The organism is Burkholderia sp. YHN3-13 (assembly GCF_055810675.1).
Map to the genome: position 1 here is coordinate 51,180 of NZ_JBVVNQ010000018.1, position 24,534 is coordinate 75,713.

25 protein-coding genes are annotated in these 24,534 nt (G+C 67.9%); 19 read left to right on the forward strand and 6 right to left on the reverse strand.

Features of this window, described 5'->3' with window-relative positions; genetic code table 11:
* Nucleotides 1-92 precede the first annotated feature (92 nt).
* The 3 genes from AC0KUR_RS30080 to AC0KUR_RS30090 all read right to left on the reverse strand — a co-directional run bounded on the left by AC0KUR_RS30080 (nt 93) and on the right by AC0KUR_RS30090 (nt 2,849).
* Nucleotides 93-389 (reverse strand): flagellar protein FliT, encoded by a 297-nt coding sequence (locus tag AC0KUR_RS30080; RefSeq protein ID WP_059559395.1) that lies wholly within the window; start codon nt 387-389, stop codon nt 93-95.
* Nucleotides 390-426: 37 nt separating this feature from the next.
* Nucleotides 427-1,836, reverse strand: a complete 1,410-nt coding sequence (gene fliD, locus AC0KUR_RS30085) for a flagellar filament capping protein FliD (RefSeq protein ID WP_124671327.1) — start codon at nt 1,834-1,836, stop codon at nt 427-429.
* Between the two features lie 188 nt (nt 1,837-2,024).
* Nucleotides 2,025-2,849 (reverse strand): flagellin domain-containing protein, encoded by an 825-nt coding sequence (locus AC0KUR_RS30090; RefSeq protein ID WP_034188094.1) that lies wholly within the window; start codon nt 2,847-2,849, stop codon nt 2,025-2,027.
* Between the two features lie 522 nt (nt 2,850-3,371).
* Between AC0KUR_RS30090 and rpsU the strand changes: the two genes are divergently transcribed.
* Nucleotides 3,372-3,584, forward strand: a complete 213-nt coding sequence (gene rpsU, locus AC0KUR_RS30095; RefSeq protein ID WP_006401410.1) for a 30S ribosomal protein S21 — start codon at nt 3,372-3,374, stop codon at nt 3,582-3,584.
* 683 nt (nt 3,585-4,267) lie between these two features.
* The gene (locus AC0KUR_RS30100) at nt 4,268-5,503 is read left to right on the forward strand and encodes a PepSY-associated TM helix domain-containing protein (protein ID WP_034188093.1); all 1,236 of its coding nucleotides are present in this window, start codon (nt 4,268-4,270) and stop codon (nt 5,501-5,503) included.
* 86 nt (nt 5,504-5,589) lie between these two features.
* On the opposite strand, the gene AC0KUR_RS30105 is transcribed toward AC0KUR_RS30100, so the two are convergent.
* Entirely contained in the window at nt 5,590-6,192 is a 603-nt protein-coding gene (locus tag AC0KUR_RS30105) for a DNA-3-methyladenine glycosylase I (protein ID WP_473376789.1), read from the reverse strand.
* Between the two features lie 142 nt (nt 6,193-6,334).
* Between AC0KUR_RS30105 and AC0KUR_RS30110 the strand changes: the two genes are divergently transcribed.
* Both AC0KUR_RS30110 and AC0KUR_RS30115 read left to right on the forward strand, forming a co-directional pair.
* On the forward strand, nt 6,335-7,216 hold the full coding sequence (locus AC0KUR_RS30110; protein WP_034188091.1) for a glucosamine kinase nucleotide-binding domain-containing protein: 882 nt from the start codon (nt 6,335-6,337) through the stop codon (nt 7,214-7,216).
* Between the two features lie 144 nt (nt 7,217-7,360).
* Nucleotides 7,361-8,185: a Cof-type HAD-IIB family hydrolase gene (locus AC0KUR_RS30115; RefSeq protein WP_473376790.1), complete on the forward strand. Its 825-nt coding sequence runs from the start codon at nt 7,361-7,363 to the stop codon at nt 8,183-8,185.
* 132 nt (nt 8,186-8,317) lie between these two features.
* Here the strand turns inward: AC0KUR_RS30115 and aqpZ are convergent, their stop codons facing one another.
* Nucleotides 8,318-9,061 (reverse strand): aquaporin Z, encoded by a 744-nt coding sequence (aqpZ, locus tag AC0KUR_RS30120; RefSeq protein ID WP_034188089.1) that lies wholly within the window; start codon nt 9,059-9,061, stop codon nt 8,318-8,320.
* 300 nt (nt 9,062-9,361) lie between these two features.
* Between aqpZ and AC0KUR_RS30125 the strand changes: the two genes are divergently transcribed.
* Nucleotides 9,362-9,658: an H-NS histone family protein gene (locus AC0KUR_RS30125; RefSeq protein ID WP_006489320.1), complete on the forward strand. Its 297-nt coding sequence runs from the start codon at nt 9,362-9,364 to the stop codon at nt 9,656-9,658.
* A 103-nt stretch (nt 9,659-9,761) separates the two neighbouring features.
* Here the strand turns inward: AC0KUR_RS30125 and AC0KUR_RS30130 are convergent, their stop codons facing one another.
* The gene (locus AC0KUR_RS30130; RefSeq protein WP_034188088.1) at nt 9,762-10,826 is read right to left on the reverse strand and encodes a glycosyltransferase family 4 protein; all 1,065 of its coding nucleotides are present in this window, start codon (nt 10,824-10,826) and stop codon (nt 9,762-9,764) included.
* A 666-nt stretch (nt 10,827-11,492) separates the two neighbouring features.
* Here AC0KUR_RS30130 and flhD point away from each other — a divergent pair.
* From flhD to AC0KUR_RS30200, 14 genes are all read left to right on the forward strand, one after another.
* Nucleotides 11,493-11,813 carry a flagellar transcriptional regulator FlhD gene (flhD, locus tag AC0KUR_RS30135; protein WP_011350590.1) on the forward strand — a complete coding sequence of 107 codons (321 nt, stop codon included), beginning with the start codon at nt 11,493-11,495 and terminating at the stop codon, nt 11,811-11,813.
* A 93-nt stretch (nt 11,814-11,906) separates the two neighbouring features.
* Nucleotides 11,907-12,461: a flagellar transcriptional regulator FlhC gene (gene flhC, locus AC0KUR_RS30140; RefSeq protein WP_034188087.1), complete on the forward strand. Its 555-nt coding sequence runs from the start codon at nt 11,907-11,909 to the stop codon at nt 12,459-12,461.
* 168 nt (nt 12,462-12,629) lie between these two features.
* Entirely contained in the window at nt 12,630-13,490 is an 861-nt protein-coding gene (gene motA, locus AC0KUR_RS30145) for a flagellar motor stator protein MotA (RefSeq protein WP_011350592.1), read from the forward strand.
* 13 nt (nt 13,491-13,503) lie between these two features.
* Nucleotides 13,504-14,520 (forward strand): flagellar motor protein MotB, encoded by a 1,017-nt coding sequence (gene motB, locus AC0KUR_RS30150; RefSeq protein ID WP_034188086.1) that lies wholly within the window; start codon nt 13,504-13,506, stop codon nt 14,518-14,520.
* 28 nt (nt 14,521-14,548) lie between these two features.
* Nucleotides 14,549-14,926 (forward strand): response regulator, encoded by a 378-nt coding sequence (locus AC0KUR_RS30155; RefSeq protein WP_034188085.1) that lies wholly within the window; start codon nt 14,549-14,551, stop codon nt 14,924-14,926.
* Between the two features lie 33 nt (nt 14,927-14,959).
* Nucleotides 14,960-17,218, forward strand: a complete 2,259-nt coding sequence (cheA, locus tag AC0KUR_RS30160; RefSeq protein ID WP_034188084.1) for a chemotaxis protein CheA — start codon at nt 14,960-14,962, stop codon at nt 17,216-17,218.
* 47 nt (nt 17,219-17,265) lie between these two features.
* Nucleotides 17,266-17,781, forward strand: a complete 516-nt coding sequence (gene cheW, locus AC0KUR_RS30165) for a chemotaxis protein CheW (RefSeq protein WP_006486165.1) — start codon at nt 17,266-17,268, stop codon at nt 17,779-17,781.
* Nucleotides 17,782-17,818: 37 nt separating this feature from the next.
* Complete coding sequence (locus AC0KUR_RS30170; RefSeq protein ID WP_473376791.1) at nt 17,819-19,780, forward strand: methyl-accepting chemotaxis protein; 1,962 nt, start codon at nt 17,819-17,821, stop codon at nt 19,778-19,780.
* A gap of 3 nt (nt 19,781-19,783) precedes the next feature.
* Nucleotides 19,784-20,776: a CheR family methyltransferase gene (locus AC0KUR_RS30175; protein ID WP_034188082.1), complete on the forward strand. Its 993-nt coding sequence runs from the start codon at nt 19,784-19,786 to the stop codon at nt 20,774-20,776.
* Nucleotides 20,773-21,477 (forward strand): chemoreceptor glutamine deamidase CheD, encoded by a 705-nt coding sequence (gene cheD / locus AC0KUR_RS30180; protein ID WP_473376792.1) that lies wholly within the window; start codon nt 20,773-20,775, stop codon nt 21,475-21,477. Before AC0KUR_RS30175 ends, cheD begins: the two co-directional genes overlap by 4 nt.
* Nucleotides 21,474-22,565, forward strand: coding sequence for a protein-glutamate methylesterase/protein-glutamine glutaminase (locus AC0KUR_RS30185; protein WP_034188080.1), 1,092 nt, complete (start codon nt 21,474-21,476; stop codon nt 22,563-22,565). The genes cheD and AC0KUR_RS30185 overlap by 4 nt, the downstream gene beginning before the upstream one ends.
* A gap of 67 nt (nt 22,566-22,632) precedes the next feature.
* Complete coding sequence (gene cheY / locus AC0KUR_RS30190; RefSeq protein WP_006485893.1) at nt 22,633-23,028, forward strand: chemotaxis response regulator CheY; 396 nt, start codon at nt 22,633-22,635, stop codon at nt 23,026-23,028.
* A gap of 1 nt (nt 23,029) precedes the next feature.
* A complete protein-coding gene (cheZ, locus tag AC0KUR_RS30195) occupies nt 23,030-23,761 on the forward strand; it encodes a protein phosphatase CheZ (protein WP_034188079.1) in 732 nt (243 codons plus the stop codon).
* Between the two features lie 258 nt (nt 23,762-24,019).
* Nucleotides 24,020-24,523: a DUF2844 domain-containing protein gene (locus tag AC0KUR_RS30200; RefSeq protein ID WP_034188078.1), complete on the forward strand. Its 504-nt coding sequence runs from the start codon at nt 24,020-24,022 to the stop codon at nt 24,521-24,523.
* Nucleotides 24,524-24,534 lie beyond the last annotated feature (11 nt).

Below are 24,534 nucleotides of genomic sequence, written 5' to 3' on the forward strand. Positions count from 1 at the left end.
CGTCAACCGGCGAAAAAAGAGCCGCACGCATGCGGCTCGACGATACGACGTCGGCGCCCGCTCGATGGCGGCGCGCGTTGTTGTTCGCAGGCTTACAGCATGCCGGTCGTCTGGTAGGCGCTCGCGGCGCGGATCCGCTCGCGCGATGCGGTGAACTGCTGCGCGAGCCGGTCGCGATCGGCCTGCGCGTCCTGTGTGATCGATGCGTCGATGTCCATGATCCGGCGGATCGTGTCGAGCGCGGCCGGCGTCTGCTCCGGCGCCAGGCTCATCAGCAGCGGAGAGCGCGCGTCGGCCAGCGCGGCGACGCGCTCCCAGTCGCGCAACGCGCTCGCCGACTGCATCGCCTGGGTCAGGTGCAGCGCATGGTTCAGGGCATCGGTCGTCATGGTCATGGTCGTCGTCCGGTGTCGTGCGAAGGGCGCGTTACTTGTTGGTGGCGAGCGCACCCGCGCTGTTGGTGCCGCCGAACAGCTGGGTCAGGTACTTCGTGTTGTTCGCCATCGTCGCCATCAGGTTGTTCAGCGCGGTGAACTGCGCGTTGTACTGCGTGGTCAGCTGGGCCGAGTAGTTCTGCAGTTGCGTCGCCTGGTCCGACAGGCTCTTCAGGTCCGCGTTGATCGCGGTGGTGCGCTGGTCGATCAGGCCGTTGGTCTGCGTGTAGTTGCTGACCAGGTTGTTGAGCGTCTGGCCGACACCGTTCGTCGTGTTGAACAGTGCGCCGACCGCCGGGTTGTTCGACGTGAGCGCGGTGTTCAGCGCGCTCGAGTCCACCTGCAGCGTGCCGTCCGCCTGCAGGCTGATGCCGATGGCCGCCAGCGAATAGGTCGAGCCGCCCGTCGTGACGCCGCCGCTGATCGCGGTCGCGAGTCCGTTCGAGATCGTGTTCAGCATCGAATCGCCGAGCAGCGGGCCGGCCGTCGACGTGTTCGGATCGTACGACGACAGCGACTGCGCGGTCGTCACGTAGGTGTTGTACGCGCTGACGAACGCGTTGATCGCGGTCGTCGTGGCCGTCGTGTCGGGCGACAGCGTGACCGTCTGGGTCGTGTTCAGCGCCTGCGTCGTCAGGTTCAGCGTGACGCCCGTCAGCACGCCCGACACGCTGTTGGACGCGCTCGTCACCGGCGTGCCGTCGACGGTCAGTTTCGCGTCGGCGGCCGCCGTCACGGTCGTGTAGCCCGAGGTCAGCTTCGAATTGACGCCGGTGCCGCTCACCGACACAGTGTTGGCCGCGCCGGTGTTGTTCGACTGGATCACGAGATGCTGGCCGTCCGAGCCGGTGATGACCGACGCGGTGACGCCCGGGTTGCCGGCCGTCGTGTTGATCGACTTCGCGATGTCCGACAGCGATGCACCGGCCGCGACGTTGACGTTGAAGGCCGTGCCGGTGCCGAGCGTGATGCTCAGCGAACCGGCGGAGATCGTGTCCGTGGACGTGATGCCGGCCGACGACAGCTTGTTCGCGGTGGCGAGCTGCGTGACGTTGACCGCGTACGAGCCGGCCACCGCGCCGCCGCCGCTCTTGACCGACGCGGTGATGCCGTTGCCGCTCGCGGTTGCCGCGAGGCCGCTCAGCGTCGTGCCGTTCGACAGGCCCGTGATCGCGGTCTGCAGCGCCGACAGCGCGGATTTCAGTTTGCCGACCGCCGACAGTTCGGTGTTGTCGGCCGTCTGCTTGTTCGTGAGGGTGGTCTGCTGGCCGATGGTCTTGGCCTGCACCAGCGACGTGACGAGCGAATTGACGTCGAGCGTCGAATTGGTCGCGCCGCTGATGATCGATTGTCCGGCCTGCGCCAGGATGCTGCCGATATCCGTCGTGCTCGTCGTGGCCATGCGGGTGCTCCAGTCGTTTGCGCGATGACGCGCGTTTCGGCGGGTCGCCGTACTTCGGTTTCAATGCAAGCAGGGAGGCATGCCTCCCTGGAGTGTCGGGTCCGACGAATCGAACCGGCGCCGTCGCGCGCCGCAACGCGGACGACGCCGTGCGCGCGGGCGGCTCGCCCGGCGCGGGGTGTTCCCGATTACTGCAGGAGCTTCAGGACTTGCTGCGGCAGCGAGTTCGCTTGCGCGAGCACCGAGATGCCGGCTTGCTGCAGCACTTGCGCCTTGCTCAGGTTCGCCGTTTCCGTCGCGAAGTCCGCGTCGGTGATCTGCGAACGCGCCGCGCTCATGTTCGTTGCCTGGGTTTGCGTCGTCGTGATCGCGGCCTGGAACGTGTTTTGTGCCGCACCCAGCGTTGCCTGGAACGTGTTCACGTTCTTCAGTGCCGCGTCGATCGACGTGATGGCCGACTGTGCGCTCGTCTGGTCGCTGACCGTCAGGCCGCTCAGGCTCAGGCCGCCGCCCGTGCTCGTCCACACCGTCGCGCCGAAGTTGACGGCCACGGTCTGGTTGGCTGCCGCGCCGACCTGGAACGTGACGTTGCCCGCTGCGCTCAGGATGGTCTGGCCGTTGAACGACGTTTGCGTTGCCACGCGGTCGATTTCGCCGAGACGCGTCGTGACTTCAGCCTGCAGGTTCGCACGTGCGTTCGAATCCAGCGAGCCGTCGCCTGCTTCGACTGCCAGCGTACGGATACGCTGCAGGTTGTCGACGGTCGACTGCAGCGCGCCGGCTGCCGTCTGGATCATCGAGATGCCGTTGTTCGCGTTCGACACGCCTTGGGTCAGCGCGTTGATCGCTGCCGTTTGCGACGTCGAGATCGCGAGACCTGCCGCGTCGTCGGCTGCCGTGTTGACGCGCTTGCCGGACGACAGGCGGTTGATCGCTTGCGACAGCGCGTTTTGCGAGCCCGACAGATTCGTCTGCGTCGTCAGCGAAAGGATGTTGGTGTTGATGTTCAGCATTTGCTTCCTCGTTTTGGAAAATGCCTGAGATACAGACAGGTTCTGATTTCGGCGTTGCGCTTTTTCGCGTCTGGCGCTGCCCGCCTTTCCTGGTTGACGGCGGCACCCGGCGAAAACTTTAGAGGGATGTTTGAGGAAATTCGGGACGGAAGAGGGGATTTCGCCGGGAAGGCTCGCCCGGCATGGCGGACAGCGTGGTGGCCAGGGCGCGGAACACCGCCCGGTTGGGTGGAACGTTTGCCCGCGATCGACAAAAGGATGGTTTTGTCTGTGATTCCCTGCTATGATGGCGGGCTGAATTGAGATTTCTGTCACGCCTCTGCCGTTTTCGGCATGTCTGCTGGCAGTCAAACGCGGCGCTGCACGCGGCTGTGAAGCGTACTCGCGGTGCTTTCCGCCTCTCTTTTCCGGCCTCCGAGGCCGTATTTCCGCTCGTTTCGCCTGTTCGTGGGGACGCTCGGATGGCCGGTGCGTGGCGCTTGGCCGCTACGTTTTTGACCGTTTAAGCAATTTAGGAACGACATGACGACGATTCTTCTGAAAGAAAACGAGCCGTTCGAAGTGGCGATTCGCCGCTTTCGTCGCGCTATCGAAAAAAATGGCCTGATCGCTGAACTGCGTGAGCGCCAGTCTTACGAAAAGCCGACCGCAGTCCGCAAGCGCAAGAAGGCAGCAGCCGTCAAGCGCCTGCACAAGCGTCTGCGCAGCCAGATGCTGCCGAAGAAGCTCCACTAAGAGCGTCTGACGGTTCGCCGCGAAACGGCGGAGTGTGCCTCGAAAGAGGCCGCTCCGCCGTTTTGCTTTTGGGGTCCGGGAAAATCCCGAGGCTCACCGCGGGGCGGCCGCGGTTGGCGGCCGGCCGGTGCGGCGTCCGGAAGTCGATTTTTGCGGTCAGGCCAGCCGTGCGCGGGTCGCCCGGCTTCAGGTTATCCGCGTACTGATATTCCCGGTAACGGCGGTTCTGCACGCTGCCGATTGGCGCGCGCGGCGTCAAGGCGTGGCGGCCGACCTGCGTCGGGGAGTGCGCCCGCATCGATGGCGAGCCAGCCCGGCGCATCGAGGCCGCCGGTCGCGCGCAGCGGCGTCGCGCCGGCGAATCGTCGGCATGCGCGAGCGAGGCGGCGAAGCAGGCGGGGGCGGCGGCCTCGCGGCGTGGACGGACGGGCGGTCGCGCGAAGCCGACGGTCATGGCGGGTGAGCAAAAATGAGAGTAAGAATCATTCGCATCGCGCTAAAATGTCGCGCATCGTATCAAGACCCGCCGAACGCGCAATATTTCCAGGCCGCGCACAAGGGCATCCGGCCTCGCCTGGCGCGGCCGGCCGGCGCTTGCGCGGCGTTTGACATCAGATGACCTTCCTCCCGTCGACCCGGGGCCGCCGCCTGTGCCGGCCCGTTTTCCTGTCGCCGCGCACGCGATGAATGCGTTCCTGCGACCGTTTCTCGTCCGCCTGCATCGCTGGTTCGGGCTCGCCATCGCGCTGTTCCTGTTCGTCGCGGGGCTCACCGGCGCGCTGATCGCATGGGACCACGAGCTCGACGCGGCGTTGAACCCCGACTTCTACGTCGCGCGCAGCGGCGCCGCGCCGCTTGCGCCGCTCGAACTGGCGACGCGCATCGAGGCTGCCGACCCGCGCGTGCAGGTGACCTATCTGCCGCTCGCGGTCGAGCCGGGGCACACGCTGCAGGCGGGCGTGATACCGCGCACCGACCCGGCGACCGGCCGGCCGTACGCGATCGATTTCAGCCAGATCGCCGTCGATCCCGCGACCGGCGCGGTGCAGGGCCGCCGCGAATGGGGCGCGCCGTCGCTCGCGCGGCTCGACCTGATGCCGTTCATCTACCGGCTGCACTACTCGCTGTTCCTCCCCGAGTACGGCGGGATCAACTTCGGGTTCTGGGTGATGGGCGTCGTCGGTATCGTGTGGGCAATCGACAGCCTGATCGCGCTCGTGCTCGCGTTCCCGAACCTGAAGAGCTGGCGCAAGTCGTTCGCGTTCCGCGTGCGGCGCGGCGGCTATCCGCTCGTATTCGACCTGCACCGCTCCGGCGCCGTATGGGTATGGGGGCTGCTGCTGGTCGTTGCGGTCACATCGATCTCGATGAACCTCGCGGTTCCGGTCGTGCGCCCGCTGGTGTCGCGGCTGTCGCCGCTCGCGCAGACGCCATACACGAATCCCGAGCGTTTCCCGCCGGCTCCACCGGGCAGTACCGTGCTGCCGCGCGAGCGAATCGTCGAGATCGCGCGCCCGGCCGGGCGCGACGCGGGAATCACCGCGCCGCCCGGTGCGCTGCTGTTCGCGCCGGCGATGAACGTCTATGCGGTCGGGTTCTTCACGCCCGGCAACGACCACGGGGACGTCGGGCTGGGTAACGCGTGGTTGTACTGGGATGCGGTGACGGGCAAGCCGGTCGCCGCCCAGGTGCCCGGCCGCGGCTCGGCCGGCGACCTGTTCATGCAGGCGCAGTTTCCGCTGCACTCGGGGCGGATCGCCGGCGTCGCGGGCCGCGTCGCGATCAGCGCGCTCGGCATCGTCATCGCGATGCTGAGCGTGACGGGCATCTGCATCTGGGTGAAGAAGCGCAGCGCACGCGTGCGGGCCGCGCGAAGCGCACGGTCGGCCGTGCCGGCGTCGTCACGCGCCGCGCGGTAAGCGACGGGTGGCGCCGTGGCCACCGTCGCCGCGGGCGGCGTTGAAGGACGGGTGCCCGGCTGGCGCCGGTGCCCGCGCCTGCGCGGTCAGCCCGCCTTGCGCTTGCGTGCCGGCTGTTTCCGGCCGAGCGCCGTGCACCGCGCGTGGCACGGGCAGCCGATCTCGTGATCGTTGACCATGCCGGTTGCCTGCATCAGTGCATAGCAGATCGTCGAGCCGACGAACTTGCAGCCGTATGCCTTCAGCGCCTTGCTGAGCGCGTCGGACTGTTCGGTCGACGCGGGCGCGTCGCGGTACGACTGCCATGCATTCTGGATCGGCGTATTGCCGACGAACGACCACAGGAATGCGGCGAGCGAGCCGTGTTCGTCGCGGATGCGCTGCACGGCGCGCGCATTGGTGACCGCCGATTCGACCTTCGCGCGGTTGCGCACGATGCCCGGATTCTCCAGCAGCTTGTCGATGCGCTTCGGCGTGAAGCGCGCGACGGCGTCGACGTCGAACTCGGCGAACGCGTCGCGATACCCCGCGCGCTTGTTCAGGATCGTCGACCACGACAGCCCGGCCTGCGCGCCTTCCAGGATCAGCATTTCGAACAGGTGGCGATCGTCGTGCGACGGCACGCCCCACTCGGTGTCGTGATAGTGAGCGTCCGCTTCCGTCTTCACCCAGTTGCACCGCTGCGACATCGTCTGCCTCGTTTTCAGTGTCGAATCGATCGTGCCAGCATAGCGGAAGCCCATTTTGCGGGATAGCCGGCCGAACGGCAGATGGGCGCGCGGCGCCGATCCGGTTAAGCTTGGCGCCTGTTCGAATCAGCGGGATGAAGGCATGGCGGCATTACTTTTTGCGATCGGCATCGACGGCGGCGGCACGGGCACGCGCGCGGTGCTGGCCGACCGGCACGGGCGCGAGCTCGCGCAGGGGCGCGGCGGCCCGTCGGGGCTCGGGCTCGGCATCGAGCGCGCGTGGGCGTCGATCGGCGCGGCGTGCGCGGACGCGTTCACGCAGGCCGGCCTTGCGTTCGACTGGTCGCAGTGCGCGCTCGGCTGCGGGCTCGCGGGCGTCAACAATGCGGCGTGGCTCGCGGCGTTCCGGGCGCAGGCCCCGCTCGGCGCGCTCGCGATCGAGAGCGATGCATATACGACGGTCGTCGGTGCGCACGGCGGCGCGCCGGGGCTCATCGTCGCGCTCGGCACCGGCAGCATCGCGGCGGCGCTCGATGCGGGCGGCGCGTGCCGGATCGCCGGCGGGTTCGGCTTTCCGTCCGGCGACGAGGCGAGTGGCGCGTGGCTCGGCGTGCGCGCGCTCGCATACGCGCAACAGGCGCTCGACGGCCGCGTGCCGCGCGATGCGTTCGCCGATGCGCTGCTCGCGGAAACGGGCGCGCAGGATCGCGACGCGCTCGTCCAGTGGTCGTGCGATGCGAACCAGACGATCTACGCGCGCCTCGCGCCGGTCGTGTTCACGCACCGCACGCATCCGGTGGCGGGCGCGCTGATCGCGCAGGCCGGCGACGAGATCGGCAAGATGATCGACGCGCTCGATCCGCAGCACGCGCTGCCGGTCGCCCTGTGCGGCGGGCTGGCGGATGCACTCGCGCCGGCCGTGCCGGCGCGCCATGCCGCGCGGCTGCGCGCGCCGCTCGACGATTCCGCACATGGCGCGCTGCGGCTCGCGCTGCAGGCGCTGCGGGCGGCGGAAGGCGGCTGAAGCGACGCAACGCGGGCCAGGGCGGGGTGGAAGGCGCGTCGGCGCAGCGCCGAAGGCGGCTTGACCGGGAACCGCCCGGCGCGCCGCCGGGCACGACGTTAAAATGGCGATTCCGCAGCGTCCTGTGCGCCATTCTCCCGTCCCATGTACAAAGTCATCGCCACCGATCTCGACGGTACCCTGCTGAACAGCGACCACCAGCTCGATCCGTACACGATCGACACTGTCCGCCGGCTCGACCGCGACGGCCTGCAGTTCGTGATCGCGACGGGGCGCCATTACGCGGACGTCGCCGGCATTCGCGACGTGCTCGGCATCCGGCCGTACCTGATCACGTCGAACGGCGCGCGCGTGCATGCGCCGGACGACACGACGATTCACGCGCAGGACATCGATCCCGCGATCGTCCGCAGCCTCGTGCGGCCGGAGGTCACCGGCGCGCATGGCCGCACGATCGTCAACCTGTTCACCAACGACGGCTGGCTGATCGACCGCGACGCGCCGCACCTGCTCGACTTCCACCAGGATTCGGGCTTCCGCTACGACGTGATCGACATGGCCGCGCACGACGGCGCCGATATCGCGAAGGTGCTGTATATCGGCGAGCCGGCCGATCTGGCGGTCGTCGCCGAGCAGATGCGCGTGCGCTTCGGCGATGCGCTGTACGTCACGTATTCGCTGCCCGACTGTCTGGAAGTGATGACCGCGAACGTATCGAAGGGCCGCGCGCTGCGCACGGTGCTCGGGCGGCTCGGCGTCGATACCGGCCACTGCATCGCGTTCGGCGACAACATGAACGACATCGACCTGCTCGAAACCGCCGGTCACGCGTTCATGATGAACAACGCGAACCCCGACCTGGTCGCGCGGCTGCCGCACATTCCGCGGATCGGCAACAACTTCGATGCGGGGGTCGCCCGGCACCTGCGCTCGCTGTTTTCGCTCGAGGACAACGTCGCCGCTTCCTGAGCGTCCGGCCCCGGGCGCGTGTCCCGTGCGGAAATGAAAAACGGGCGCCAGTGGCGCCCGTCGAAATTGCCTGCCTCGATGTTGTTGGACAGCGTGAGGCTCGCTGCTCTGCTCGCTTGACCCCGTAGTGTTTTATTCGCTTGTGCGAGCCGATGCCGGAAGCAGGTCGACGGCGTCGTCACGCCCGGCGACCAGCGGGTAGATGATCCCTGCGAGTACCGCGCCGATCATCGGCGCCACCCAGAACAGCCAGAGCTGGCCGATCGCGTCGCCGCCGACGAACAGCGCCGGGCCGGTCGAGCGCGCCGGGTTCACCGACGTGTTGGTGACCGGGATCGAGATCAGGTGAATCAGCGTCAGGCACAGGCCGATCGCGATCGGCGCGAAGCCGGCCGGCACACCGCGCTTGTCGGTCGCGCCGAGGATCACGAACAGGAAGAAGCCCGTCATCACGACTTCGCAGATGAACGATGCGCTCAGCGAGTAGTGGCCGGGCGAGCGATCGCCGAAGCCGTTCGTCGCAAAGCCGCTGCCGACGACGTCGAAGCCCGGCTTGCCGGTGGCGATCAGGTACAGCACGAACGCGCCGAGCGTGGCGCCGACGACCTGCGCGACGATGTACGGAGCGAGATCGCGTGCCGGGAAGCGGCCGGCGACCGTCAGGCCGACGCTCACCGCCGGATTCAGGTGGCAACCCGAGATGTGGCCGATTGCGAATGCCATCGTCAGCACGGTCAGGCCGAAGGCAAGTGCGACGCCGGCAAAGCCGATGCCGAGGCCCGGAAAGGCGGCGGCCAGCACGGCGCTTCCGCACCCGCCGAGCACCAGCCAGAACGTGCCGAATACCTCTGCAGCGAGACGCTGAGAAAGATTCATGTAAGGACCTCGTTCAAGTGGGTTGAAGACCACCGGACGACACTGCGGATTTAATCCCTCGCCCGGAATTGGTCTGGATTATAGGAAATGAATCGCGTCCGGGAGGGTCAACGATTGTTAAATTTGAATGGCTGACGAATGCCTTTTATTAGAATAAGTCCGCATTCTCGATAAAGCCGAATCGGTTAAAGATGACAGTATTTATTTCGAAGGGCAGGGCGGCAGTGCGGATGACGTAACGGGTGTTGGCGTCCCGGCCGGATTCGCCGGGGCCGCATCATCGAAAAGGGGAGTCGAAAAATGTCTCAATACGCGAAACTCAAGGCGCAGATCGCTGATCTGCAGGCTCAGGCGGACGACGTGCGCCGCCAGGAAGTGGCGGCGGTCATTGCCGACGTCCAGCGAATGATTGCGGAATACGGCCTGACGGCCCAGGACCTGGGCTTCGCGGAACGGGCACGGCGCGGGCGCCCGCCGAAGAAGGCGCCGCTGCCGCCGAAATACCGCGATCCGAAGTCGGGTGCAACCTGGAGCGGGCGCGGCAAGCCGCCGAATTGGATCGTCGGGAAAAACCGCGATCGTTTCCTGATCGAATGACCGGAAGCCGAAAAGAAAGAGCCGCATCGTCGATGCGGCTCTTTTGTTTTACGCGCCGATTTCGGCGCGGATTTTGCTGAGTATTTCCGCGCGGATTTCCGCGTCAGGCGCTCGCGACCCGGCGCAATACCGGTTGCTTGGCCGCCGCGCAAAGCGATTCGTAAGTTTCGACATAACGCTGCGCCATTGCCTTCGAGCTGAAACGCGTGTCGAAACGCTGGCGGATCGCGGTGCGCGACAGCGTGTCGATCCGGTGCAGCGCCCCGACCGCGCCCTGCACGTCCTCGACGATGAAGCCGGTCACGCCGTCCTCGATCACTTCCGGCACCGAGCCGCGGTTGAACGCGACGACCGGCGTGCCGCAGGCCATCGCCTCGATCATCACCAGGCCGAACGGCTCCGGCCAGTCGATCGGGAACAGCAGCGCCTTCGCGCCGGACAGGAACGCGGGCTTCTGCGCCTCGTTGATCTCGCCGATGAATTCGACGTGCGCCTGGCCGAGCAGCGGCTCGATCACTTCCTTGAAATAGTCGGCGTCGGCCTTGTCGACCTTCGCGGCGATCTTCAGCGGCAGCCCGCTTTGCGCGGCGATCCGGATCGCGGTGTCGACGCGCTTTTCGGGACAGATCCGGCCGAGGAACGCGAGGTATTCGGGCTTCACGCCCGGCTGCGGCGTCAGCAGCGTGTCGGGCAGCCCGTGATACACGGTGCCGGCCCACGCGGCCTGCGGCAGCGGCTTGCGCTGGTTGTTCGAGATCGACACGACCGGCGCGTCCGGGAACGCGTCGAACACCGGCTGCAGCTCGGGCAGGTCGAGGCGGCCGTGCAACGTCGTCACGTACGGCGTGTCGAGGCGCGACATCAGCGGGAACGGCAGGTAGTCGAGGTGGAAATGCAGCACGTCGAATTCGTGCGCGACCCGGGCCACCTGCTCGAGGAGCCGCATGTGGGGTGCCATCGAATCGCGGATCGACGGGTCGAGCCGCAGGGCGCGCGGCCACGCCGCCTCGAGACGGGCCGACGTGACGGAGTCGCCGCTGGCGAACAGCGTCACGTCGTGGCCGAGTTCGACGAGCGCCTCGGTGAGGTAGGACACGACACGCTCGGTGCCGCCGTAGAGTTTCGGCGGAACGGCTTCGTAAAGCGGCGCGATCTGGGCAATTCGCATCGGTGTTCTCCGGTTTTCGATCCGTGGGCGCCATCGCGCCGACGCGGATCCCATACAACGTTGCGGAACTCGCCGACGCACGCGTCTGGCGTACGTGGCCGGGCCCTGGACGGGGTGCGCGGGGCGCCGGACGGCAAGCTGCGGGGCGGGCCGGCACGGCTCGCGCCGCCGCCCATTGGAGTCCATTATCGATATCGCCCTGCGGGGTTCGAGTGTTTTTTCAAACACTTAAGGCTTGTTACACGATGAAATACGCGAAAACCCCGAGAAAAAGGGCGCGGAATCATGAATCGAGATGGCCGCAACTATTGTTGCGCGATCGTGAAAAACCACTATAATTTTTACCGATCCGATTGTCGGCAGCCCTGCCGGCAAGCCTTCCGCCATCGAGCGGGCGGCCATCGGCACCCTCGCAGCCGAATGCGCGCTGTCATCCGCTTTCCCGATTGCCCCTTTCAATTCGCTTTGTCGGAAAAATTCCTACACGGTTTACAGACAAATCCTGCATGGCATACGCCACTTCGCTGATACCGACATAAATGGCGTTTGGCCAAAATTCGCCCTGTAAGACTATAAACGAGCCGACAGTGCGCCAGGAGCGCTCCGATCGAGCAAACGTTTTCATAACACGAATGGCCAAAGCAAAGCTCTTATAACGGGGGAATCATGAGCGCTACCAGCGAAATGCTCAGTGAGATCAAAGAGGTCAACCTGTCGTACCTCCTCCTCGCGCAGCGCCTGCTGCGGGAAGACAAGGCGATGGGCATGTTCCGCATGGGAATTTCCCAGGAACTCGCCGACGTGCTCGCCAACCTCACGCTCGCACAGACCGTGAAGCTCGCCGCGTCGAACCAGATGCTGTGCCGCTTCCGCTTCGACGATCACGCGCTGCTGTCGTCGCTCGCCGACAAGGGCCGTAGCGATGTCGTCGCGCACGCCCACTCGGCCATCCTGATGGCCGGGCAGCAGGTCGAAGGCGTCCGCTGATCCATCCCGCCTTGCGTTGTGTCCCGGCGTACCGCGCCGGAGGGCAGCGTATTGGCCATCCATTCGAACAACGTCAAGCGGACGGTTATCACCATGGCAAGCAAAAGCGTCGTGATCGAGGTGAAGGAAATCACCCTCGCCATCGAACTGATCGAACTGGGCGCCCGGCTGCAGCTGCTGGAGGCGGAGACGAGCCTGTCGCGGGACCGTCTGATCAAGCTGTACAAGGAACTGAAGGGCGTGTCGCCGCCGAAGGGGATGCTGCCGTTCTCGACCGACTGGTTCATGACGTGGCAGCCGAACATCCACTCGTCGCTGTTCTACAACATCTACCGGTTCATGCAGGACCACGGCCGCTGCGAGCCGATCCAGTCGATCGTGAAGGCGTACCGGCTCTATCAGGAGCACGTGAACCTGTCCGGCGACGAGGCCGCGCTGAGCCTCACGCGGGCATGGACGCTCGTGCGCTTCTTCGATTCGGGGATGCTGCAGATGACCCCGTGCACGCGCTGCGGCGGCCACTTCGTCGCGCATGCGCATGATCCGCATCAAGGTTTCGTGTGCGGCCTCTGCCAGCCGCCGTCGCGTGCCGGCAAGACCCGCAAGGCCGCCGCCGCGCGCGCCGAACTGGCTGCCACCGCGGCCTGAGCGCCGCCGGGCGGGGCGCGGGCGGTTGCCGCGGGCCGCGCGAATCGTCCGTGCCGTGCTGGTAAACACTGCCGGGCCGCCGCCGGGCGGCCGCGAAAGTTTTCCTGCCGACTGCCGTAAACCTGTTTAACGGCGGTCTTCCCGCCGGTCTTTCGTGAGGGACAGGCAGTGCTGATTATCGTGGGAACACTCGTGACGCTGTTGTCCGTCTTCGGCGGCTATGCGCTGGCAGGCGGGCATCTGGGCGCATTGATCCAGCCGGTCGAGATCCTGATGATCGTGGGCGCCGGCGTCGGCGCATTCATCCTCGGCAACGGCGGCAAGACCATCAAGGCCACGCTGCGCGTGCTGCCGACCCTCTTCAAAGGGTCGAAGTACACGAAGGACGTCTACATGGAGCTGATGGCGCTGCTCTACGTGCTGCTGGCGAAGGCGCGCAAGGAAGGCACGCTGACGCTCGAGGCCGACATCGACGATCCGGAAAAGAGCCCGATTTTCACGCAATACCCGAAGATCCTCGCCGATCATCACATCGTCGAGTTCCTGACCGACTACCTGCGCCTGATGGTGGGCGGCAACATGAACGCGTTCGAGATCGAGAGCCTGATGGACGAGGAGATCGAGACGCACCACGCGGAAGGCGAAGGCCCCGCGCACGCGCTGATGCGCGTCGGCGACGCGATGCCGGCGTTCGGCATCGTCGCGGCCGTGATGGGCGTGGTCCACACGATGGCGTCGGCCGACAAGCCGCCCGCGGTGCTCGGCGCGATGATCGCGCAGGCGCTGGTCGGCACGTTCCTCGGGATCCTGCTGTCGTACGGGCTGATCGGGCCGCTCGCGAGCCTGGCGGAGCAGCGCGTCGCCGAGTCGACGAAGATGTTCCAGTGCATCAAGGTGACGATCCTCGCGACGCTGAACGGTTATGCGCCGGCGATTGCCGTCGAGTTCGGCCGCAAGGTGCTGTTCTCGACCGAGCGCCCGTCGTTCTCGGAGCTCGAAGAGCACGTGCGCCGCGTGAAGGCGAAGTGACGCGGAGCGCACGATGAGCAAGAGCAAGGATCGCGCGATCGTCGTCAAGCGGGTGGCCCCGGCGAAGAAGGGCCACCACGGCGGCGCATGGAAGCTCGCGTACGCGGATTTCATGACCGCGATGATGGCGTTCTTCCTGTTGATGTGGCTGCTGAGCTCGGTCACGCCGGTGCAGCTGAAGGGCATCGCCGAATACTTCAACACGCCGCTGAAGGCCGCGCTGTTCGGCAGCGGCGACCGCAATTCGCAGGACTCCAGCATCCTCAACGCCGGCGGCCGCGACCTGTCGAGCGTCGACGCCGGCACGCTGCGCCGCACCGACGGCTCGACGCAGCTCGCCGATCGCGTCGCGAAGGCCGGCGACGACAACACGCGCTCGCAGGCGCAGGGCGCGCAGGACCGGCTCGAGCAGGCGCGCCTGCACGACCTGCAGATCAAGCTGATGGCCGCGATCGAGGCGAATCCGACGTTGCGCCAGTTCAAGCAGCAGATCCGCATCGATTCGACGCTGATGGGGCTGCGCATCGAGATCGTCGATTCGCAGAAGCGGCCGATGTTCGCGATGTCGAGCGACCGCGTCGAGCCGTACATGCGCGACATCCTGCGCGAGATCGGCAAGACGCTGAACGACGTGCCGAACCGGATCATCGTCCAGGGCCACACCGACGCCGTGCCGTACGCGGGCGGCGAGGGCGGCTACAGCAACTGGGAGCTGTCGGCCGATCGCGCGAACGCGTCGCGCCGCGAGCTGATCTCCGGCGGCATGGACGAGGCGAAAGTGCTGCGCGTGCTCGGCCTCGCGTCGACGCAGAACCTGAACAAGGCCGACCCGCTCGATCCGGAAAACCGCCGGATCAGCGTGATCGTGCTGAACCGCAAATCCGAAGAGGCGCTGATGCGCGACGACGCGACGACCACGACGCTGTCGGCCGATGCGGCCGGCTCGAAGCAGCTCGCGCAGCAGCTCGGCGCGGCGCCGGCCGTGCGCCCCGCGCTCGCGGCGTCCGCCGTCGCGGTGCCGAAACCCTGATATCGACAAGACCCGCTCCGAGACAGACATGATCCGAACCATTCTCGCCATCGACGACTCCGCGACCATGCGCGCCCTGCTGCAGGCGACGCTTGCACAGGCCGGCTATGACGTGACGGTGGCGCCGGACGGCGAAGCCGGCTTCGACATGGCCGCGACCGCGCCGTACGACCTGGTGCTGACCGACCAGAACATGCCGCGCAAGAACGGGCTCGAGGTGATCGCCGCGCTGCGCAAGCTGACCGCGTATGCGGACACGCCGATCCTCGTGCTGACGACCGAGGGCAGCGATGCCTTCAAGGATGCCGCGCGCGACGCGGGCGCGACGGGCTGGATCGAGAAGCCGATCGACCCGGCCGTGCTGGTCGACCTGGTCGCGACGCTCTCCGAGCCGGCCGCATCCTGACATGAACGCGACGAATTCAACCGGTGACCGGGCATGACTCTCGACATCACTCAGTTCTACCAGACCTTTTTCGACGAAGCGGACGAGCTGCTCGCGCAGATGGAGCAGCTGCTGCTGAACCTCGACGTCGACTCGCCCGACCCCGAAGACCTGGCCGCGATCTTCCGCGCCGCGCATTCGATCAAGGGCGGCGCGGCGACGTTCGGCTTTTCCGCGCTGACCGATACGACGCACATCCTCGAATCGCTGCTCGACCGCGCGCGCAACCACGAGCTGACGCTGACCAAGGAGATGGTCGACGCGTTCCTCGAGACCAAGGACGTGCTGTCCGACCAGCTCGCGGACTACCGCGCGAGCGCCGAACCGGACGCGGCGGCTGCCGCGACGATCTGCGCGAAGCTCGAACGGCTGAAGGCCGAGAGCGGCGCGGGTGAACCGGCGGCGGCCGCCGCGCCGGCACCTGCGCCCGCGGCCGCACCCGCTGCCGCCGCTCCGGCCGCGGAACCCGCCGCCGGTGGCGAGCGCGCGCCCGATCACGTGGTCGAGCAGGCCGTCGCGGCCGCGCATCCGGCGGGTGACGCGGACGCGGGCGCGGGCGGCCCGCACCTGAAGATCACGCTGGTGGGTGTCGACGCGAAGGACCAGGCGCTGCTCACCGAGGAACTCGGCAACCTCGGCCGGATCGTCGGCCGCGAGGCAGCGGGCGCCGACCTGTCGCTGTGGCTCGAATCCGATGTGCCGTCCGACGACATCGTCGCCGTGTGCTGCTTCGTGATCGACGAAAGCCAGATCCGCGTCGCGCACGGCACGGCGCCGGCCGCACCGGCCGCGCCGGCTGCCGCGCAGGACACGGCGGCGCCGGTTGCCGAACCGGCCGCCGCCGCGCAACCGGCGCGCGTCGAGGTGTTCGCGCCGCCGGCCGCCGCGCCGCAACCGGCCGCGCCGGCGCCCGCCGAGCCGGCCGCCGCGGCCGCACCGGCCCAGCCGCCGCAACCCGCGCCGCAACCGCCGGCCGAACACGCGGCGCCGGCCGCCGCGCACCACGACGACAAGCGTGCGCGCCCGGCCGCGGCCGCCGCCGCGGGCGCCGAAGGCAGCTCGATTCGCGTCGGCGTGGAGAAGGTCGACCAGCTGATCAACCTCGTCGGCGAGCTCGTGATCACGCAGGCGATGCTCGCGGAAACCGCGAGCGCATTCGATCCGGCGCTGCACGACCGCCTGTTCAATGGGATGGCGCAGCTCGAGCGCAACGCGCGCGACCTGCAGGAAGCGGTGATGTCGATCCGCATGATGCCGATGGACTACGTGTTCAGCCGCTTCCCGCGCCTCGTGCGCGACCTCGCCGGCAAGCTCGGCAAGCAGGTCGAGCTCGTCACGTTCGGCCAGGCGACCGAGCTCGACAAGAGCCTGATCGAGCGGATCATCGATCCGCTCACCCACCTCGTGCGCAACAGCCTCGACCACGGGATCGAAACCGTCGACAAGCGCGTCGCCGCCGGCAAGGATGCGGTCGGCCAGCTCGTGCTGTCGGCCGCGCATCACGGCGGCAACATCGTGATCGAGGTGAGCGACGACGGCGCGGGCCTGAACCGCGAGCGGATCCTCGCAAAGGCCGCGAAGCAGGGCATGCAGGTGTCCGACAACATCAGCGACGACGAAGTCTGGCAGCTGATCTTCGCGCCGGGCTTCTCGACGGCCGAGACGGTGACCGACGTGTCGGGCCGCGGCGTCGGGATGGACGTCGTGAAGCGCAACATCCAGTCGATGGGCGGCCACGTCGAGATCACGTCGCAGGCCGGCCGCGGCACGACCACGCGGATCGTGCTGCCGCTCACGCTCGCGATCCTCGACGGGATGTCGGTGAAGGTCGGCAGCGAGATCTTCATCCTGCCGCTGAACTTCGTGATGGAGTCGCTGCAGCCGTCGACCGACGACATCTACACGGTCGGCAACGGCGAGCGCGTGGTGCGCGTGCGCGGCGAATACCTGCCGCTGGTCGCGCTGCACGAGGTGTTCTCGGTCGAGGACGCGCGCACCGACCCGACGCAGGGGATCGTCACGATCATGGAAACCGAGGGCCGCCGCTTCGCGATGCTGATCGACGAGCTGGTCGGCCAGCAGCAGGTGGTCGTGAAGAACCTCGAAACCAACTACCGCAAGGTCCACGGCATCTCGGCGGCGACCATCCTCGGCGACGGCAGCGTCGCCCTGATCGTCGACGTCGCGGCGCTGAACCGTGAAACCCGTGCGACGCACGGCGCCCGTGCCGGCGCCGAGCTCGCGATGTTCTGACTCTCGCCATCAACCGATTGGGGGCAAACGTGTCTGCTGAAGTCCAAATGATCAATCCGGCCGCGGCGAACGCGGCAACGAGCCGCCGCGACGCGGAGCAGGGCGACGCGACGGGCCAGGAATTCCTCGTGTTCACGCTCGGCGACGAGGAATACGGGATCGACATCCTGAAAGTGCAGGAAATCCGCGGCTACGACAGCGTCACGCGCATCGCGAACGCGCCGGAGTTCATCAAGGGCGTGATCAACCTGCGCGGGATCATCGTGCCGATCGTCGACATGCGGATCAAGTTCCATCTCGGCCGCGTCGAGTACGACCACCAGACCGTCGTGATCATCCTGAACGTGTCGAACCGCGTGGTCGGGATGGTGGTCGACGGCGTGTCGGACGTGCTGACGCTGCAGACCGACCAGATCATGCCGGCGCCGGAATTCGGCGCGACGCTGACGACCGAGTACCTGACCGGCCTCGGCACGGTCGACGGCCGGATGCTGATCCTGATGGACATCGAGAAGCTGATGTCGAGCCGTGAAATGGCGCTGATCGAGACACTCGGCGGGTAAGCGCGCCGCGCGCGCAGCAATTTCGGGAGAATCTGCAATGTTGCACAACTGGTCGATCCGTACGACGCTCACCGCGGTCGGACTCATTCTCGTGTGCCTGGCCGCCGCGGTCGGCGGGCTCGGCCTCTACGCGCTCAATCACGCGAGCCGTTCGCTCGACGAGATCGCGCACGTCGACCTGCCGGCGATTCACACGCTGGACGACACGGCCGCGCACCTGCTGCGCTCGCGCGTCGCGCTCGACCGCTTCCGTACGCTGACCGAAGGCGGCAATGCGGCCGACGCGGCGAAGGTGCTCGACCGCGCGCAGGAGCTGTTCGCGAAGTCGAACCAGAACTGGCAGGCGTTCCAGTCGTTGCCGAAGCTCGGCGTCGAGCAGGCGCTCCTCGACGAGCTCACCGCCCGCTACACGACGATCGTGAAGGAAGGCGTCGAGCCCGAATTCGCGGCGGCGCGCGCGGGCGACATGGCGGCGTACCACGCGATTGCCGACGCGAAGATCAGCCCGATGTTCGTCGCGTTCGACCAGACGGCGGCGGCCGTGATCGCATCGCTGCAGAAGCGCGCGGAAGAGCGTCAGGCCGCGACGCAGTCGCAGATCTCGCTGATGGTCGCGCTGATCGCCGCCGGCATCGCGATCGCGTTCGTCGTCGTGATCGCGATCCGCTTCGTCCTGCGCGGCCTGATCGTGAAGCCGATCGAGGACGCGATCGCGCACTTCGAGCGCATCGCCGGCGGCGACCTCACGCAGCCGGTGAGCGTGTTCAGCACGAACGAGATCGGCCGCCTGTTCGGCGGCATCAAGCGGATGCAGGACGCGGTGACGACGATGGTGCAGGCCGTGCATCGCGGCACCGAGTCGATCGACGTCGGCGCACGCGAGATCGCGACCGGCAACATCGACCTGTCGCAGCGCACCGAGGAGCAGGCCGCGTCGCTGCAGGAAACCGCGTCGAGCATGGAGCAGCTGACGGGCACCGTGCGGCAGAACGCGGAGAACGCGCGGCAGGCGAGCCAGCTCGCGGTGAACGCGTCGGACATCGCGACGCAGGGCGGCGACGTGGTCGGCCAGGTCGTGTCGACGATGCAGGACATCGCGGCCAGCTCGGGCAAGGTCGTCGACATCATCGGCACGATCGAGGGCATCGCGTTCCAGACCAACATCCTCGCGCTGAACGCGGCGGTCGAAGCCGCGCGCGCGGGCGAACAGGGCCGCGGCTTCGCGGTGGTCGCGGGCGAGGTGCGCTCGCTCGCGCAGCGCAGCGCGAGCGCCGCGAAGGAAATCAAGCAGCTGATCGGCGATTCGACCGAGAAGGTCGACAGCGGGTCGGCGCTCGTGGCGCGTGCCGGCGCGACGATGGAAGAGATCGTGCAGGCCGTGCGCCGCGTGACCGACATCATGGGCGAGATCAGCGCGGCGTCCGACGAGCAGTCGACCGGCATCGAGCAGGTCAACCGCGCGGTCGGCCAGATGGATTCGGTCACGCAGCAGAACGCGGCGCTCGTCGAGCAGGCGGCGGCGGCCGCCGCGTCGCTCGAGGAGCAGACGCGCCAGATGAAGGCGATCGTGTCGGGCTGGCGCGTCGCGGGCGGCATCGCGCTCGCGCCGGCGCGCAGCGTCGCGCGGCCGGTCGCGCACGAACCGGCGGCCGTGCCTGCGTTGCCGTCGGAGCCGCGTCACGACGCGGCGCCGGTCGCCGCGCTGCCGGCGCCTCAGGCGGCGGCACAACCGGCACGGCGCGCCGCGCCGGCCGCCCGTGCGGCCGCGTCGGGCGCCGGCGCCGAACCGAAGCGCACGGCCGACACCGCGCGCACGCAGAAGGATGCAACGGCTTCCCGCGGCACCGGCGCGGGCGGCTATGGCCCGCGCCTCGCGAAGTCGGCCGCACCGGCGGACAAGCCGGCCGCGAAGCCCGCGCTCGTGCGCCCGGCGCTGAACGGCGAGAAGCCGGCGCTGGCGGCGGCCGGCGCGTCCGACGACGACTGGGAGACCTTCTAAGCCATGTCGCACGCGCGCGCGCCGTTTCGACCCGATGCACCGGATGCCTCGCCTCGCGCAGGGGATCCGGGGCGCGACTTCGCGTTCACGGGCGCGGATTTCGCACGCATTCGCGCGCTGATCCATCAACGCGCGGGGATCTCGCTGTCCGAGCACAAGCGCGACATGGCGTACAGCCGTCTCGCCCGGCGGCTGCGTGCGCGCGGCCTCGACACGTTCCGCGACTACCTCGACCTGCTCGAGCAGGAGGACGATCCGCTCGAGTGGGAAGCGTTCACCAACGCGCTGACGACCAACCTGACCGCGTTCTTCCGCGAGTCGCACCATTTCCCGATCCTGTCGGATTTCGTGAAAGGGCGCCCGGCGCCGGTGTCGGTCTGGTGCTCGGCGGCGTCGACCGGCGAGGAACCGTATTCGATCGCGATCACGCTGATCGAGGCACTCGGCGAATCGGCGGCGCGCGGCGCGTCGATCCTCGCGACCGATCTCGACACGCAGGTGCTCGCGAAGGCGGAGGCCGGCATCTACACGTACGACCAGGTCAAGCACCTGTCGCCGGAGCGGCTCAAGCGCTTCTTCCTGAAAGGCACGGGTCCGCAGTCAGGCCGCGTGAAGGTGCGCCCCGAGCTGCGCGCGATGATCCGTTTCGAGCAACTGAACCTGACCGATGCGGACTACGGGATCGCGAAGCCGTTCGATGCGATCTTCTGCCGCAACGTGATGATCTATTTCGACAAGCCGACGCAGGGGCAGGTGCTGTCGCGCTTCGAGCCGCTCGTGAAGCCGGGCGGGCTGCTGTTCGCCGGCCATTCGGAAAACTTCACGTACGTGACGCAGGCGTTCCGGCTGCGCGGGCAGACGGTGTACGAACTGACACGCGACGCCGCGCAGGGCGCGCGGCCGCGCGGCGCGCAGGCGCCCGCGGCGGCCGCGATGCCGTCGCCCGTGCGCGCGCGGGCCGCGGGCGCCGTGCCTGCCTATGGAGAGCGCGGATGAGCGCACTGCCGATCGCGACCAATCGCTATTTCGACAGCCACTTCGGCCTTCCCGGCGTGAAGCTGTTGCCGAACGAGTTCTACACGACCGCCGAGGACATGGTGCTGATGACCGTGCTCGGCTCGTGCGTCGCCGCGTGCATTCACGATCCGTACGCGGGCATCGGCGGGATGAACCACTTCATGCTGCCCGACGACGGCGCCGATGCGGGCGCGGCCGCGTCCGAATCGATGCGCTATGGCGCGTACGCGATGGAAGTGCTGATCAACGAACTGATCAAGGCCGGCGGGCGCCGCGAACGCCTCGAGGCGAAGGTGTTCGGCGGCGCGGCCGTGCTGGCCGGGATGACGACGATCAACATCGGCGATCGCAACGCGGATTTCGTGCGCCGCTACCTCGCGCTCGAACGCATCCGCATCACCGCGGAGGACTTGCAGGACGTCCATCCGCGCAAGGTCGCGTTCATGCCGCGCACGGGGCGCGCGATGGTGAAGAAGTTGCGGCTGCAGGTGCCGGGCGTGACCGAGCGCGAAGCCGCGCTGGCGCGCGAGGCCGACCGCTTGCGCGCGGCGCGCCCGCGCATCGAGCTGTTCGGCGCGCGCGGCGCCGCGCCGGCCGGCGGCGGCAGCGCGGGCGGTGCCGGCGGCGTGCGGGCGGCGAACCCGTATGCGGCGAACCTATCAAGAAAGCAGGAGGCATGACCGCAGTGCAGAAGATCAAAGTATTGTGCGTCGACGATTCGGCGCTGATCCGCAGCCTGATGACCGAGATCATCAACAGCCAGCCCGACATGACGGTGTGCGCGACCGCGCCCGATCCGCTCGTCGCGCGCGAGCTCATCAAGCAGCACAACCCCGACGTGCTCACGCTCGACGTCGAAATGCCGCGCATGGACGGGCTCGACTTCCTCGAGAAGCTGATGCGCCTGCGGCCGATGCCGGTCGTGATGGTGTCGTCGCTGACCGAGCGCGGCTCCGAAATCACGCTGCGCGCGCTCGAACTCGGCGCGGTGGATTTCGTCACGAAGCCGCGCGTCGGGATTCGCGACGGGATGCTCGACTACGCGGAAAAGCTCGCCGACAAGATCCGCGCGGCGTCGCGCGCGCGCGTGCGCCAGGCGCCGCAGCCGCAAGCCGCCGCGCGCTCGGCCGACAGCCCGGCGGCCGCGCCGATGATCAACAACCCGCTCGTCAGTACCGAGAAGCTGCTCATCATCGGCGCGTCGACGGGCGGCACCGAGGCGATTCGCGAAGTGCTGACGCCGCTGCCGCCGGATGCGCCGGCCGTGCTGATCGCGCAGCACATGCCGCCGGGCTTCACGAAGTCGTTCGCGCAGCGGCTGAACGGCCTGTGCCGGATCGCGGTGAAGGAAGCCGAGCACGGCGAGCGCGTGCTGCCGGGCCATGCGTATATCGCGCCGGGCCACGCGCACCTGTTGCTTGCGAGAAGCGGGGCGAACTATATTGCGCAACTGTCGGACGAGCCGCCGGTGAACCGGCACCGCCCGTCGGTCGACGTGCTGTTCCGTTCGGCGGCGACGCACGCGGGCAAGAACGCGATCGGCGTGATCCTCACCGGGATGGGCCGTGACGGCGCGGCCGGCCTGCTGGAAATGAAGCGCGCGGGCGCCTACACGTTCGCGCAGGACGAAGCCAGCTGCATCGTGTTCGGGATGCCGCGCGAGGCGATCGCGCTCGGGGGCGCGGACGAGGTCGCGCCGCTCGCCGACATGAGCCGCCGCGTGATGGCGCGCCTGGCGACGATGGGCGACCGCGTGCAGCGCGTTTGAATGGAATGTCACGGGGCGCGTGCCACGATACGCGTCCCGACGGAAACGAATCTGGAAAGGAACGACGATGGACAAGAGCATGAAAATCCTGGTGGTGGACGATTTCCCGACGATGCGCCGGATCGTCCGCAACCTGCTGAAGGAACTGGGCTATTCGAACGTCGACGAGGCCGAGGACGGCCTGGCCGGCCTCGCGCGGCTGCGCGGCGGCGGCTACGACTTCGTGATCTCGGACTGGAACATGCCGAACCTCGATGGCCTCGCGATGCTGAAGGAAATCCGCGCGGACGCGACGCTCACGCACCTGCCGGTGCTGATGGTCACGGCCGAGTCGAAGAAGGAGAACATCATCGCGGCCGCGCAGGCCGGTGCGAGCGGCTACGTCGTGAAACCGTTCACGGCCGCGACGCTCGACGAGAAGCTGAACAAGATCATCGACAAGATGGCGAAGGCCGGGAGCTGACGTGAACGAGCCGATCCATGCGGCGCTCGCCGGCGCGGGATTCAGCGCCGACAGCCAGCCAGAAGGCGCCGATTTCGCGAGCGACCGCATCCTCGCGCGCATCGGCCACGTCACGCGCACGCTGCGCGACTCGATGCGCGAGCTCGGGCTCGACAAGCACGTCGAGCGCGCGGCGGAGGCCGTGCCCGATGCGCGCGACCGGCTGCGCTACGTCGCGACGATGACCGAGCAGGCCGCCGTGCGCGTGCTGAATGCGATCGAGGTCGCGAAGCCGATGCAGGCGCGCATCCAGAACGAGGCCGAGGCGCTCGACGCGCGCTGGACGCAGTGGTATGCGGCGCCGATCGAGCACGCGGAAGTGCGCGCGCTGATGGACGATACGCGCGCGTTCCTGCGCACGTTGCCCGAGGCGACGTCGGCCACCAGCGCGCAGCTGCTCGAGATCATGCTCGCGCAGGATTTCCAGGATCTCACCGGGCAGGTGATCAAGAAGATCATGGACATGGTTTACCTGATCGAGCAGCAGCTCCTCACCGTGCTCGTCGAGAACATCGCGCCCGAGCGGCGCGAACAGTTCGCGGCCACCGCGGCCGCGCTCGCGGCCGAGCAGATGAGTGCGACCGGCAGCCCCGAGTCGCTGCTCAACGGCCCGCAGATCGCGCCGGAAGGCAAATCCGACGTGGTCCAGGACCAGGGGCAGGTCGACGACCTGCTCGCGAGCCTCGGCTTCTGACCTTGCCGCCACGCGTCGGCGCGCCCCGTTTCGCGGGGCGCCCGCCGCGCGCCTTTCCCGTTCCCGCCTCGTTTCCCCGTGCGCGCCGCGTCCCTGCGGCGCGGCGTGATCCTGCGTCGAATTGACACTTGGTCACACTCAGCAGGCATACTACGCGTCAGCAGCAACGTAGCGTCATTCGTACGAATCATCGGTTGGCAGGCGGCGCAGGCCCGATGGCGGCGCCGCCGCAACGAAGCCAATCCCTTGGGGGGGAACGTGAAGCTGAAACGCTTGGGCTGGACCGTCGCGCAGGCGGCGGCCGCAATGGGTGTGCTGTGGGCCGTCCACGCACATGCTGAATTGGGCGGCGCGCCGATGTCGCCGCCCGCGGACGATCAGGCCGCCACCGTGCGCGCGCTGCAGCGCGCGATGCGTTCGGCGGACGGCGTGCAGACGAGCACGGCCGGCTATACCGTCCGCGAGATCACGCTCGGGTCGGGCACCGTCATCCACGAATACACGTCGGCCGCCGGCAGCGTGTTCGGCCTCGCGTGGAGCGGGCCGACGATGCCGGATCTCGCGTCGCTGCTCGGCAGCTATTTCCCGCAGTACACCGCAGGCGTCCAGGCGGCGCACAAGGCGCGCGGCTGGCGTGCGCCCGTGGCCGTCGACACGAGCGGCCTCGTGATCCGGACGGGCGGCCACATGGGCGCGTTCTCGGGTCAGGCGTGGCTGCCGGCGGCGCTGCCGGCCGGCCTGGCCGGCACCGACATCCAGTGACAGCGGGAGAG

Excerpts from the sequence above, each read along its gene's own strand:
- AC0KUR_RS30080 (WP_059559395.1), bottom strand. The coding sequence starts at position 389 with ATGACGACCGATGCCCTGAACCATGCGCTGCACCTGACCCAGGCGATG.
- fliD (WP_124671327.1), bottom strand. The coding sequence starts at position 1,836 with ATGGCCACGACGAGCACGACGGATATCGGCAGCATCCTGGCGCAGGCC.
- AC0KUR_RS30090 (WP_034188094.1), bottom strand. The coding sequence starts at position 2,849 with ATGCTGAACATCAACACCAACATCCTTTCGCTGACGACGCAGACGAAT.
- rpsU (WP_006401410.1), top strand. The coding sequence starts at position 3,372 with ATGACGACGATTCTTCTGAAAGAAAACGAGCCGTTCGAAGTGGCGATT.
- AC0KUR_RS30100 (WP_034188093.1), top strand. The coding sequence starts at position 4,268 with ATGAATGCGTTCCTGCGACCGTTTCTCGTCCGCCTGCATCGCTGGTTC.
- AC0KUR_RS30105 (WP_473376789.1), bottom strand. The coding sequence starts at position 6,192 with ATGTCGCAGCGGTGCAACTGGGTGAAGACGGAAGCGGACGCTCACTAT.
- AC0KUR_RS30110 (WP_034188091.1), top strand. The coding sequence starts at position 6,335 with ATGGCGGCATTACTTTTTGCGATCGGCATCGACGGCGGCGGCACGGGC.
- AC0KUR_RS30115 (WP_473376790.1), top strand. The coding sequence starts at position 7,361 with ATGTACAAAGTCATCGCCACCGATCTCGACGGTACCCTGCTGAACAGC.
- aqpZ (WP_034188089.1), bottom strand. The coding sequence starts at position 9,061 with ATGAATCTTTCTCAGCGTCTCGCTGCAGAGGTATTCGGCACGTTCTGG.
- AC0KUR_RS30125 (WP_006489320.1), top strand. The coding sequence starts at position 9,362 with ATGTCTCAATACGCGAAACTCAAGGCGCAGATCGCTGATCTGCAGGCT.
- AC0KUR_RS30130 (WP_034188088.1), bottom strand. The coding sequence starts at position 10,826 with ATGCGAATTGCCCAGATCGCGCCGCTTTACGAAGCCGTTCCGCCGAAA.
- flhD (WP_011350590.1), top strand. The coding sequence starts at position 11,493 with ATGAGCGCTACCAGCGAAATGCTCAGTGAGATCAAAGAGGTCAACCTG.
- flhC (WP_034188087.1), top strand. The coding sequence starts at position 11,907 with ATGGCAAGCAAAAGCGTCGTGATCGAGGTGAAGGAAATCACCCTCGCC.
- motB (WP_034188086.1), top strand. The coding sequence starts at position 13,504 with ATGAGCAAGAGCAAGGATCGCGCGATCGTCGTCAAGCGGGTGGCCCCG.
- AC0KUR_RS30155 (WP_034188085.1), top strand. The coding sequence starts at position 14,549 with ATGATCCGAACCATTCTCGCCATCGACGACTCCGCGACCATGCGCGCC.
- cheA (WP_034188084.1), top strand. The coding sequence starts at position 14,960 with ATGACTCTCGACATCACTCAGTTCTACCAGACCTTTTTCGACGAAGCG.
- cheW (WP_006486165.1), top strand. The coding sequence starts at position 17,266 with ATGATCAATCCGGCCGCGGCGAACGCGGCAACGAGCCGCCGCGACGCG.
- AC0KUR_RS30170 (WP_473376791.1), top strand. The coding sequence starts at position 17,819 with ATGTTGCACAACTGGTCGATCCGTACGACGCTCACCGCGGTCGGACTC.
- AC0KUR_RS30175 (WP_034188082.1), top strand. The coding sequence starts at position 19,784 with ATGTCGCACGCGCGCGCGCCGTTTCGACCCGATGCACCGGATGCCTCG.
- cheD (WP_473376792.1), top strand. The coding sequence starts at position 20,773 with ATGAGCGCACTGCCGATCGCGACCAATCGCTATTTCGACAGCCACTTC.
- AC0KUR_RS30185 (WP_034188080.1), top strand. The coding sequence starts at position 21,474 with ATGACCGCAGTGCAGAAGATCAAAGTATTGTGCGTCGACGATTCGGCG.
- cheY (WP_006485893.1), top strand. The coding sequence starts at position 22,633 with ATGGACAAGAGCATGAAAATCCTGGTGGTGGACGATTTCCCGACGATG.